At 38.8% G+C, this 12,862-nt stretch carries 8 protein-coding genes; all 8 read left to right on the plus strand.

The window, feature by feature from the left end; genetic code table 11:
• Positions 1–92: 92 nt before the first annotated feature.
• Entirely contained in the window at positions 93–1,511 is a 1,419-nt protein-coding gene (locus CJ483_RS22055; protein ID WP_120037640.1) for an MBL fold metallo-hydrolase, read from the plus strand.
• Between the two features lie 61 nt (positions 1,512–1,572).
• The gene (locus tag CJ483_RS22060; protein ID WP_120037642.1) at positions 1,573–1,950 is read left to right on the plus strand and encodes a RidA family protein; all 378 of its coding nucleotides are present in this window, start codon (positions 1,573–1,575) and stop codon (positions 1,948–1,950) included.
• Between the two features lie 550 nt (positions 1,951–2,500).
• A complete protein-coding gene (locus CJ483_RS22065; RefSeq protein ID WP_120037644.1) occupies positions 2,501–2,998 on the plus strand; it encodes a cysteine dioxygenase in 498 nt (165 codons plus the stop codon).
• Positions 2,999–3,103: 105 nt separating this feature from the next.
• Complete coding sequence (locus tag CJ483_RS22070; RefSeq protein WP_120037646.1) at positions 3,104–4,288, plus strand: MalY/PatB family protein; 1,185 nt, start codon at positions 3,104–3,106, stop codon at positions 4,286–4,288.
• A 24-nt stretch (positions 4,289–4,312) separates the two neighbouring features.
• Positions 4,313–5,707, plus strand: a complete 1,395-nt coding sequence (locus tag CJ483_RS22075; RefSeq protein ID WP_259455754.1) for an L-cystine transporter — start codon at positions 4,313–4,315, stop codon at positions 5,705–5,707.
• 179 nt (positions 5,708–5,886) lie between these two features.
• Positions 5,887–9,378, plus strand: a complete 3,492-nt coding sequence (gene pyc / locus CJ483_RS22080) for a pyruvate carboxylase (protein WP_120037648.1) — start codon at positions 5,887–5,889, stop codon at positions 9,376–9,378.
• Between the two features lie 949 nt (positions 9,379–10,327).
• Positions 10,328–10,450, plus strand: a complete 123-nt coding sequence (locus tag CJ483_RS25260) for a hypothetical protein (RefSeq protein ID WP_259455755.1) — start codon at positions 10,328–10,330, stop codon at positions 10,448–10,450.
• A 407-nt stretch (positions 10,451–10,857) separates the two neighbouring features.
• On the plus strand, positions 10,858–12,336 hold the full coding sequence (locus CJ483_RS22085; protein ID WP_120037650.1) for an amino acid permease: 1,479 nt from the start codon (positions 10,858–10,860) through the stop codon (positions 12,334–12,336).
• Positions 12,337–12,862: the final 526 nt, after the last annotated feature.

Genomic DNA, 12,862 nt, shown 5'->3' on the forward strand with positions numbered 1-12,862 from the left:
ATATTCATTTTGTCAAGGCCTTGTTAACGAGTATATCTAAACATGAACAAAAATAATTTATAGCTTATTAGTTGCTAAAGGGGCGTTCACACATGATAATTAAATATTTTTATGATGACAAATTGGCCCATGCGTCTTATTTAGTAGGCTGTCAGGCTAAGGGAGAGGCCATTGTCATTGATCCTTCTCGTAATATTACTCCCTACTTAAAAGCGGCGAAGGCACAAGGGGTATGGATTACTAGTGTTGCGGAGACACATATTCATGCAGATTATATTTCTGGTTCACGGGAGTTGGCTTCAAAAACAGGGGCAAAACTTTACCTGTCAGATGAGGGAGATGATGAATGGAAGTATCAGTTTGCAGATAAGTTTGATCATCAACTGCTGAAGGATGGAGATGATTTCTTTATTGGAAATTTACAATTTAAAGTTATTCATACTCCAGGGCACACACCCGAACACATTTCCTTTTTATTGACTGACGGGGTATCAGCAGTTCAAGCCCCTTTTGGCATATTTACTGGTGACTTTGTTTTTGCCGGAGATGTGGGTCGTCCAGATTTGTTGGAAAAAGCTGTGGGTGTAAGCGGTTCCTCTTATCACATGGCAAAGAGTATGTTTAAGTCCTTGCAGCGATTTAAACAACTTCCGGACTTTTTACAAGTCTGGCCAGCACACGGAGCAGGCAGCGCGTGCGGTAAATCACTGGGAGCAGTGCCTTCTACTACGGTTGGTTATGAAAAGCTAGCTAACTGGGCATTTCAACATAATCAGGAAGATCAATTTATAGAGGAATTACTTGCCGGACAGCCTGAACCTCCCAAGTATTTTAAAATAATGAAAAAAGTAAATAAGCAAGGGGCTGGCTTACTCGAAAAAATTGAGCCTGTAATTCATAGAAAGCCTTCCTTAACGCTAGTTCGAGAGTGGACCAAAAAAGGCATTGTGGTAGATACACGACCAGCAAAGGTCTTCGCGAAGAAACATATAGCAGAAACCATCAATATTCCATACAATAAATCATTTGTCACCTGGGCTGGATGGCTGCTTGATTATGATCGGCCTATATATTTGTTGGTCAGTGAAGAAAAAGAGTCTGAAATATTGAAAGCTTTACAATCAATCGGGCTTGATCAAGTCAGTGCTATAATGGATGACAGTTTTATTAATCAACTCGAAATGAATGCTGTTGATGTGTTGGATTACGGATCAGTAGAACCAAAAGAGATCATTGATAAGATAGATGATTTTTATATTCTGGATGTTCGCACCGATAGTGAATGGAAGGAAGGACATATTCCCCAGGCCAATCATGTTATGCTGGGAACTTTAGAAGATAGAATAAAGGAAATTCCGCACAATAAGCCAATTCTCGTAAATTGTAAATCAGGTGCTAGATCGGCTATTGCTGCCAGTATATTACAAGCAAATGGTTTTAAACAAATCCTTAATTTAACAGGCGGGTTTGATAAATGGTCGCAAGAGAAATTTATGACAGTAAAAAGCTAGTACGCTTTAGAGTTTCAAACCAAACTTAATAAGAAAATACATGTAAGGTGGAATGATGATTATGTTTAAAACTATATCAACAAATAAAGCACCAAAAGCAATTGGCCCATATTCACAAGCTATTAGTGTAGATGGTTTTCTTTTTCTTTCAGGACAGATACCGATTGATCCCGAAACAGGAGAGGTAATTGAAAATGACATTAGACTGCAAACACAACAAGTTTTAAAGAATATTCGAGCCATTTTGGAAACGGAGAGCTATTCACTTACCAATATTGTTAAAACTACTATTTTTATAAATGATATGAATAACTTCTCTCATGTAAACGAAGAGTATGCCCAGTTTATGGGGGAGCATAACCCTGCACGTTCTACTGTAGAGGTAAGTCGTCTCCCTAAAGACGTAATGATAGAAATAGAGGCCATTGCTAAAAAATAAACATTGATTTTTAAGAATGACTGCTGGACATGTTACAACTTTAATTTGGATAAATCATATTTTTAAGAAAAAGTATAATTAAATAATACCGGCTTTCTATCTATCGATATGGAAGGCCGGTATTATTTTTGTATTAATTCCGTTTGATAAAAAGTTTATAACTATAATTTTTAATATAGCAATAGATTCCAAATGAGATAACAGAAAATTTGTCATATCCGAAAAAAAAGTAGCGTTAATGCAAAAGGAGAAGATGTCTATATCATCAAGTTGATTGAAAGTTGATTCGCAACACTAATAATTTTTAGAAAAACAGCGATGGAGAACCCTTATTTAATAAGGGTTTGCTATTGGCACACTACTTGCTATGAAAGAGTAAAAGGGAGGGGGAATTAAAATATCAGTGGGTGGTTAGTAAATAATACATGTCTACTTTTCTAGAGTGATTGCTAACATGTAAGCCGGGACTGTATATCATGCTTAGAACTGCAAGAAGACTTATCTTTAAAAATTTTTGGTAATAATACCAATAAATATGAGGTGAGATGAATTGGATCTTTTAGAAAGAATTAAAACACAATTTAACCACAAACATAATCTATCATTATCAGAGCTTCAAGAAGAAATGGAATCACTTGCTTTATCTTTAGAGGATGTTTCCCCTTATATTACAGAACCGAACGGCTTGCCATATGGTAGAAACGTAATTTTTCAATCCGATGTAATTGAAGTTCTTGTCCTTTGTTTTCCTGCACAATCAAAAACTGCTATTCACGATCACGGCCAATCAATTGGGTGCGGCAAGGTGATTTCAGGAGAATTAACAGAAACCTCATATAAACTAAAAGAAGAAGAAGCCCCTGAAAAGTTTAAAGAAGCTAAAGTGGCTGAAAGAAATTCTTTTTTAATACCTGAGCAGCATATTCATACGATGGCAAATAATACTGAGGAGAAATTGATTACTTTCCATGTTTATTCTCCTCCACTTAGTGGTGTGCAAACTTTCGCTAGTTTATTTGCTGCAGAAAAAATTAATCGGTTTGCATAACACTTGCAACCTCTTGTCAAGTTTGCTTTTACAAAGCCAAGATCGGTTACTTAAGGAAGAAAACAGTATGGTAGGAGCTATGATAACTTTTTGGAGGTTTTAATAGTGAAATATAATTTTGACCAGAAGATTAACCGATATGATACAGATTCATTAAAATGGGACAAAACAAAAAGGCTGTTTGGAGACGAAAATATTCTTCCAATGTGGGTAGCAGATATGGATTTTACAAGCCCACCTCCTGTCATTGATGCTTTAAAAAGGAGAGTGGATCACGGAGCTTTTGGATATACAGTGAGATCAAATAGCTATTTTGAAGCATTCATTAATTGGATGGAAAGGCGGCATAATTGGACAATTAATAAAAGATGGATTCGTTGTACGCCAGGGATTATGCCTGCAATTAGCTTAGCAATACAAAAATTCACAGAACCGGAGGATAAGATATTGATACAAACGCCAGTGTATCATCCCTACCCTCATATAGTGAAGAACAATAGACGAGAAACAGTCAATAGTTCGCTGATAATGAAAAATGGAAAATATGAAATGGATTACGAAGATTTAGAGAGAAAAATAGATTCCGGTGTAAAAATGCTACTTCTTTGTAATCCGCATAATCCTGTGGGAAGAGTGTGGACGCGAGAAGAACTCGTTAAGTTAGGTGAAATTTGTATGCGATACAATGTTCTTGTCTTATCGGATGAAGCACACTGTGATCTTGTTTATAAAGGTCATACACATATTCCTTTTGCAAGTATATCAAATGAATTTTCGGAAAATTCCATCACATGTACAGCCCCAAGTAAGCCATTTAATATCGCGGGTCTACAAATTTCCAATGTCGTTATTTCTAATGCTCCATTAAGGGAAGCGTTTACAGAGGCAGTGGATGCCCTTCACTTGGGATCATCAAACACACTTAGTTTAACGGCAGCAGAAAGTGCTTATAGATTTGGAGATGAATGGCTGGATGCTCTAATAGAATATGTCGAGGGAAATTTAGATTATTTAATAAAATTTATTGAAACCAAATTAAGTAAAATTAAAGTAATCAAACCAGAAGGAACGTATCTTGCCTGGTTAGACTGTCGGGAATTGGAAATGAATGCGGGGGCTCTTGAGAAATTCTTTCAAAAGGAAGCCAAAGTAGCATTTGATGAAGGATATAAATTTGGTCTGGGGGGAGAAGGGTTTACCAGAGTGAATATGGCATGCCCCCGCGCTTTATTGGAAGAAGGCTTAAATAGAATTGAGAAGGCAGTTAATCAAAATGTGATTAAAAATTAATATTAGTGGGATGGAGGAATTTCATTGACTACATTTCAGACCATATTAAACATATTAATTATATTAGTATTCTTTTCAGTTTTGTTCTACATGCAAAAAAAGTTTGTTTCATTTTCTAAGCGAGTATTTTTAGGTTTAGGCGTTGGGATTGTTTTCGGGCTTGCATTGCAATTCATATACGGTCCAGAATCCGAAGTGGTGACTCAATCAATAGCATGGTTCAATTTAGCTGGAAATGGATACATTAAGCTGTTACAGATGGTCGTAATGCCGCTAGTATTTGTTTCAATTCTTTCAGCCTTCACAAAAGCGAAAATAACAAATGACTTTGGAAAAATCGGTGGATTTATCATTGCAATGTTAGTTGGAACAACTGCCATAGCTGCTTCAGTCGGTATTATCGCCTCCTTGTCCTTTGACTTGCAATCAATCGAAATGCCAAAGGGTGAAGCAGAAAATACAAAAATTGCCGAGTTAGAACAGACTATGGGGGATCTTGAAAACTTACCAATGCCACAAAAAATATTAGAGCTTCTTCCAGGCAATCCATTCTTGGATTTAACAGGAGCACGACCTACTTCAACGATTGCGGTAGTCATTTTCGCTGCCTTCTTGGGGATGGCCTATTTGGGGGTAAAAAGGAAAAATCCTGAACAAGGTGAAATGTTTTCCAAATTAACTGATGCGATTCATGTCGTCATCATGAGGGTTGTCACGCTGGTTTTACGTCTTACTCCATACGGGGTTCTGGCATTAATGACAAAGGTGACTGCGACCAGTGATTTAAATGCGATATGGAATTTAGGCGAATTTGTTGTTGCTTCTTATCTAGCCTTGCTTGTCATGTTCGGTATCCACTTACTTATTATTTCACTGACTGGATTAAATCCTCTCACATATATAAGAAAAATTATGCCTGTCTTGGTATTTGCCTTTTCATCCCGTTCCAGTGCTGGAACATTGCCATTGAATGTCAAAACACAACAGGAAGGCTTAGGAGTTCCAGAAGGGATTGCTAACTTTGCAGGCTCTTTTGGTATAACTATCGGACAGAATGGATGTGCAGGTATTTATCCTGCGATGCTTGCTGTAATGGTTGCACCATCTGTAGGAATTGATCCCTTATCTGTCTCTTTCATTTTGAATTTAATTGCTGTTGTCGCAATAAGTTCATTTGGTGTTGCAGGTGTAGGTGGAGGGGCTACTTTTGCCGCGCTTATTGTTTTATCTACAATGAATTTACCGGTTGGCATAGTTGGGTTGCTTATCTCTATAGAGCCGCTTATTGATATGGCACGCACAGCGGTAAATGTAAGCGGTAGCATGACAGCAGGGGTAGTGACGAGTAAAGTAACAAAACAATTAAATACATCAGTATATAAAAGCGAAATTAAAAGCGATGTTTCGTCAGCAATTTAATTAGCTTATATGGCATGTAATAATAACGGATTTTTCAAAGGTGTCAGCGTAAAAACTTTGAATAACTTGAGCAATATATATAAAACCCTATTAATATTGGAAAGTCTTTATTTACTCTACTATCGGTAGAGTTGATCCTTTTATGATAATTTATCTTATATGTAGCAAAGGAGAAAAACATGAGAAAGATTAGTAAAATGCTGGTTGCAAATAGAGGAGAAATTGCTATTCGCGTTTTTCGTGCTTGTACAGAACTTCAGATTCGTACAGTGGCCATTTACTCAAAGGAAGATTCAGGCTCTTATCACCGTTACAAAGCGGACGAGGCCTACCTTGTTGGGAAAGACAAAAAACCCATTGAGGCCTATCTTGATATTGAAAACATTATTGAGATTGCCAAACAGGCAGAAGTAGATGCCATTCACCCGGGGTATGGTTTCTTGTCAGAAAATATTGAATTTTCTAAACGCTGCGAGGAGGAAGGACTTATTTTTATTGGCCCAAAATCCCAGCATTTAGATATGTTTGGCGATAAAGTCAAAGCGAGAATTCAAGCTCAGCGGGCGGGTATACCGGTTATCCCAGGGACAGACGGTCCTGTCTCTGATCTCGAAGAAGTAGTAGCTTTCGGGAGGGAGCACGGTTTTCCGATTATGATTAAAGCAGCGCTCGGTGGCGGCGGACGCGGCATGCGGATTGTTCATAGTATTGAAGAGGTAAAAGAAGCCTATGAGAGAGCAAAGTCTGAAGCAAAAGCGGCTTTTGGCAACAGCGAAGTATATGTAGAGAAGTTTGTCCAAAACCCGAAACATATTGAAGTGCAGATCCTTGGGGATCACCAAGGGAATATTATTCATCTTTATGAACGGGATTGTTCCGTACAGCGCCGTCATCAGAAAGTGGTAGAAGTGGCGCCGTGTGTCTCGTTACCTGAGGATTTGCGAAATGAGATTTGCGAAGCAGCGGTCAAACTGATGAAAAATGTTGACTATTTAAACGCAGGGACAGTTGAATTTCTTGTTGCTGAAGGCAAGTTTTATTTCATTGAAGTAAACCCGCGTGTTCAGGTGGAACATACGATTACGGAGATGGTGACCGGTATTGATATTGTTCAGTCGCAAATCTTGATTGCAGAATACCATTCTTTACACAGCGAAATAGTGGGAATTCCGGAGCAGAAAGACATTACGATCCATGGCTATGCGATTCAATCACGCGTTACGACAGAAGATCCGCTGAATGACTTTATGCCGGATACAGGCAAAATTATGGCGTACCGCTCCGGTGGCGGCTTTGGCGTTCGCTTGGATGCAGGAAACGGTTTCCAAGGATCGATCATTACGCCTTATTATGACTCGTTGCTTGTGAAGGTGTCCACACAGGCGCTGACTTTTGAGCAGGCGGCCTCGAAGATGCTGCGGAATTTGAAGGAGTTCCGGATTCGCGGCATTAAGACAAATATTCCGTTTCTTGAGAACGTGATGCGGCATGAAAACTTTATTACAGGGAACTACGATACATCGTTTATTGATACGACGCCGGAACTATTCGTCTTTCCGAAAAGCAAAGACCGCGGAACGAAAATGCTCAATTATATCGGCAATGTGACGATCAACGGGTTTCCAGGAATTGAGAAAAAGAAAAAACCTCTTTTTGACCAGCCGCCGGTTCCGAAAGTGAGCAGTCTAGAGCCAGCTGCCGTCGGCACCAAACAAATTTTAGACGAAAGAGGCGCCGATGGTTTAGTCGATTGGGTGAAATCTCGCTCAGAAGTGCTGTTAACCGATACGACATTCCGGGACGCTCATCAGTCCTTGCTCGCTACCCGTGTGCGGACTCATGATTTGCTTCGGATTGCCGAACCAACCGCAAAGCTGCTGCCAGAGGCTTTCTCTTTGGAAATGTGGGGCGGCGCAACCTTTGATGTCTCGTACCGTTTCTTAAAAGAAGATCCGTGGAAGCGTTTGACTGCATTAAGAGAAAAAGTGCCGAATGTCTTGTTCCAAATGCTGCTTCGGGCTTCCAATGCCGTTGGGTACACCAACTATCCGGATAATGTGATCCGGGAGTTCGTGGATCAATCAGCCGCTGCCGGCATCGATGTGTACCGGATTTTTGACAGCTTGAACTGGATTAAAGGGATGGAAACGGCGATTGATGCGGTTCGCCAGACAGGAAAAATTGCTGAGGCCTCTATTTGTTATACAGGAGACATTGACGATCCGGCCCGTCCGAAATACAACATTCAATATTATAAAGATATGGCGAAAGAACTGAAACAGCAGGGGGCGCACATTCTTGGCATTAAAGACATGGCCGGCTTGTTAAAGCCGCAATCGGCGTACCGTTTAATCTCGGAATTAAAAGCCACTGTGGATCTGCCGATCCATCTGCATACGCATGACACGAGTGGCAATGGTATTTACATGTATGCGAAAGCGATTGAAGCAGGGGTGGATATCGTCGATGTGGCGGTCAGTTCCATGGGGGGCCTCACTTCCCAGCCGAGTGCGAATGCCCTTTGTTATGCCTTAAAAGGCACAGAGCGCGAACCATCCGTCCGCGTAGAAGCAATGGAACAGCTATCCCGTTATTGGGAAGGAATTCGCCACTATTATCAGGACTTTGAAAGCGGCATGAAGGCACCGCATACTGAAATTTACGAGCATGAAATGCCGGGTGGGCAGTACAGCAATCTCCAGCAGCAGGCGAAAGCCGTTGGGCTTGGCGAACGATGGGAAGAAGTCAAAGACATGTACAGCCGCGTCAATTTAATGTTCGGCGATATTGTGAAAGTGACGCCGTCTTCTAAAGTCGTGGGCGACATGGCGCTCTTTATGGTACAAAATGATCTGACGGAAGAAGAGGTGCTGGAAAGAGGCGATAAAATCGACTTCCCGGATTCCGTCATCGAGCTGTTTGAAGGGTATTTAGGCCAGCCATATGGCGGCTTCCCGAAACAGTTGCAGAAAGTGATCTTAAAAGGGAAAGAGCCGCTGACGGTTCGTCCGGGAGAGCTGTTGAAAGACGTAGATTTCCAGGCGCTGCGTGAAGAGCTCCAGCAGGAGCTGAAAGGCGAAGTGACCGAACAGGACATCATTGCCTATGCTTTATATCCAAAAGTATTTACCGACTATATGAAAACGATTGATCAATTTGGCGATGTCTCTGTTCTGGATACACCAACATTCCTATACGGCATGAGACTGGGCGAAGAAATCGAAATTGAGATTGAGACAGGAAAAACACTGATTGTGAAGTTGGTATCGATCGGACAGGCCCAAACAGACGGCACCCGGGTAGTCTATTTTGAATTAAACGGGCAGCCGCGTGAAGTGGTGATTAAAGATGAAAGCATCAAATCTTCCGTGGCGTCTAAAATCAAAGCGGATCCGAAAAATGAAAGCCACTTGGCCGCCACAATGCCAGGAACAGTCATTAAAGTGCTCGTTGAAAAAGGAGAGAAAGTCGTCCAGGGAGATCATTTGATGATTACCGAAGCGATGAAAATGGAAACAACGGTCCAAGCGCCGTTTTCCGGTACTGTAGCAAATATTTATGTTCAAAACGGTGAAGCTATTTTGACAGGAGATTTGCTGGTTGAAATGGAAAAACAAAAAAAGAAACCCGTAAATCAACCATCTGCGAGTAAGGTTATGAGCACAACGTAAAAAATACATTAAATATAAAGATCGATATTATCTGACGTGCAGAGAATCTCTGTACGTCCTTTTTAGGGCAAATTAATAAGTGGAGTTTCGTTCTTTTTCAGTGAAGCTTTAAAGTAAAGTTTGATTATTTTGCTATCCTTTATTTCGCTAGTGTCCTAGTCAGAATCATCAAAGTTATTATTTTAGGATTAGTTTTACCTCCTTACTCTTTGCAGTTTTTGAATAAACAATATTATAGTCCCGATGTTAAAAAATGACTCAGCTGTAATACTTGCTTTTTTATCAAATGCTAAAAGATGTAATTTCTTTGCCTTGGATTTAAATGTATCAACCAAAGATGTGACGATACCTTAACTTTGATAATTTTTGTGAACATACAGCTTATCTAAGTGCCCATTATGTGTTAAATCGCTAAAGCTAACAACCTTGTCGCTAACTTTTACAACAAATGTTATATTTTGACCCATTATGTAGTTTTTCCTGTTGCCATATTCTCTCTAATTAAATGCTGTAAAACTATTTATGAGTAGCGGAGAGGGTCATAAAGAACTTTACCAGTCTATTTGTAGAACACTTAGTCTTATGGATGAAGAAAGCTTCTAGGCGGACTGGTTCTGAACACGTTAGACAATTAAATACAAATTGTGCATTTTAGATTGTTTTACAACATTTCGTCTGATAAGTAGGAAAAAAATTATCGAATTTAGGAATGAAAAAAGCCCTATTAATAAGTCTTTATCATCACGATTGCAAAGTTGATAAATTTTGAACTTGGAAGGAAAGAGAAATGTTGAATTAACAAGGTTTTAAAGTTGGCACAACTCTTGCAATATTAAAAACGATAAGCGAAAGCGGGAGGTGGAGTAATTTGAATAGTACTGATGTTTGTAACTTAGTAAAGAAGTGTACTTCCATACATTGTAAAAACTCAAAGGTGGTAATAACATAAATGCCGATTGAACAGGGGATTCCTGCTGTTACCTCAGTCGGAATTGTCGGCGTCACTTTTGGTCTCGTTGGCAGCTTTTCAATCTTAGCTGTACCTTCTATGCTTTATGTAGTGGAAGTATAAGATTTGCATATGGTTATTGGTAGTACTGCCCTTGCCGTTTCAAACAACACTTTCTTGAATTTTACACCTCATGTACTTACAGGCTATATTCTATGGAGACCGGCAATAATGTTTGTGATACCAGGTGCAGTAAAGACAGAGTTCTGATTTTCGTTTTCTTAGTTCCTGGTTCCGGATTGTGCTTTCTTACCTACCGATGGAGGTTAACAATGTACTAATAAAAATAAAAGGTTGTTAAACAAGACAGTAATTGGGATTATTATGGATATTAATAGACTAATAGTTTCGCGAAATGGAGTTTAATTCAACTTGAATAATTTCATTTTTTTAAATCGCTAAATGGCAGAAGAATTTTTCGAACATTTTGATCATTAACAAAAAATTCTTTAAAATTGGAGGTAATTTTTATGGGGAAACCGGCATCTAAATTAGATATTATTCCAAACAAGGAGAAACCAAACGGAAAGTTGCATCGAAGTCTACAGTCTAGACATTTAACAATGATGGCTATAGGTGGTGCAATTGGAACGGGATTGTTTGTATCAAGTGGATCAGCTATTAGTACGGCAGGACCTGGTGGAGCACTAGTTGCTTATGTTTTGGTAGGAATAATGATTTATTTTGTAATGAATAGCTTAGGGGAGCTAGCATCATTTTTACCTGTACCGGGGTCATTTGAAACATATGCTACAAGGTATGTTGATCCTGCATTCGGATTTGCTTTAGGATGGAATTATTGGTACACAAATGCCATTACAATTCCGGCCGATTTATCAGCTGCTGTTCTTATTATGCAATATTGGTTTCCAAACTCATCTGCACTCTTATGGAGTACTATCTTTTTGGTATTTTTACTAGCTCTTAATTTATTATCAGTTAAGGGGTATGGAGAAAGTGAATATTGGTTTGCGGGTATTAAGGTAGTTTCGATTATTTTATTTTTAGTTATCGGAACGGCAATGATTTTTGGAATTATGACAGGACATGCTGGAGGTTTTAGTAATTTTACAAAAGGGGATGCCCCTTTTCACGGTGGATTTTTAACGATCTTTAGTGTTTTACTTGTTGCCGGTTTTGCATTTCAGGGGACTGAAGTGATCGCAACTGCAGCTGGTGAAACGAATAACCCATCTAAGAGCGTGCCTAAGGCCATTCGTACAATTTTCTGGCGAATTCTTATTTTCTATGTATTTACGATATTGATTATCGGCCTGCTTATTCCTTATACTGATCCCAAACTTCTCAAAACGGGTATTGATAATGTTTCTGTAAGTCCATTTACCCTTGTTTTTGAACGGGCAGGATTAGCGTTTGCTGCTTCGGCTATGAATGCAGTTCTTCTCACCTCTATTTTATCGGCAGCAAATACCGCAATGTATGCATCTTCACGGATGCTTTGGGCATTGGCAAAAGAAGGAAAAGCTCCCCGCATATTTGCGAAGATTAATTCCCGTGGTATTCCAATGGCTGCATTATGGGTATCAGTAATTTTTGGATTTATTTCATTTTTATCCTCTATATTTGGAAGCGGTTCCTTTTTTATGTGGCTAGTGGCCACTTCCGCAATGACTGGATTTATTAAGTGGTTCGGAATAGCGTTTAGTCATTATCGCTTTCGAAAGGCCTATGTTGCTCAAGGAAGAGATCTTAATGAACTGCCGTTTAAAGCTAAATTATTTCCATTAGGTCCCATTATCACGTTTGTATTTCTTATTGTTTTAGTCCTTGGTCAAAATTTGTTTACAAACGGGAAGATTGATTGGGGAATGACAATAGCCAATTATAGCGGCATTATTCTTTTTTTAATTCTTTGGCTTGGTTATAAAATTATTCATAAAACAAAAGTTGTTCCTCTTACAGAATGTGATTTTGAGAATCGAGAGTAGGTTAATTCATGCTGCGTTATTAGAATGTATTAATCCTTCCTTTATTTTAAGTAAAAAGGAAGGATTAATTTTAGGCTAGCAAGTAACTTCATTTAGGTGTGGAATTGTCAAGATAGCTTTTTGTTTTCATTTATCTTTTTCTATTTAACCCCGACTTCAAAAATTTCCTCTAGTAGTTATTTTATTTTCTCCTTATTTTTATCTCATTTTATTATCCCAAGCGATTATCGAATCTCTATTCTTTAATTTTTTCATTAAGTTGTCCTGTAGTGGAATTTGATTTATATAGAACTGAGTTCTGATCTGATAAATTCAATTTTCTTCCTTTACTAGACGAGTTCGTTATTAGGGAAGGACAAATCTCAAATCTTAGCTGAAATAGGGATGAAGTAATTTATTAATATCTCCCTATATTTTAATAAACTTTTAGCTTCGTCTATAAACTCAGATTTTTAAGGATTGAAGATTTCATACTTCCATTTTCGGATGTGCGATAAATTTCTCACATTTGCTAAAAAATTGCTCA

The organism is Bacillus sp. PK3_68, from assembly GCF_003600835.1.
Classification (GTDB): domain Bacteria; phylum Bacillota; class Bacilli; order Bacillales; family Domibacillaceae; genus Pseudobacillus.

Coding starts and splice junctions, on each gene's coding strand:
- CJ483_RS22055 (WP_120037640.1), top strand. CDS start 93: ATGATAATTAAATATTTTTATGATGACAAATTGGCCCATGCGTCTTAT.
- CJ483_RS22060 (WP_120037642.1), top strand. CDS start 1,573: ATGTTTAAAACTATATCAACAAATAAAGCACCAAAAGCAATTGGCCCA.
- pyc (WP_120037648.1), top strand. CDS start 5,887: ATGAGAAAGATTAGTAAAATGCTGGTTGCAAATAGAGGAGAAATTGCT.
- CJ483_RS25260 (WP_259455755.1), top strand. CDS start 10,328: ATGCCGATTGAACAGGGGATTCCTGCTGTTACCTCAGTCGGAATTGTC.
- CJ483_RS22085 (WP_120037650.1), top strand. CDS start 10,858: ATGGGGAAACCGGCATCTAAATTAGATATTATTCCAAACAAGGAGAAA.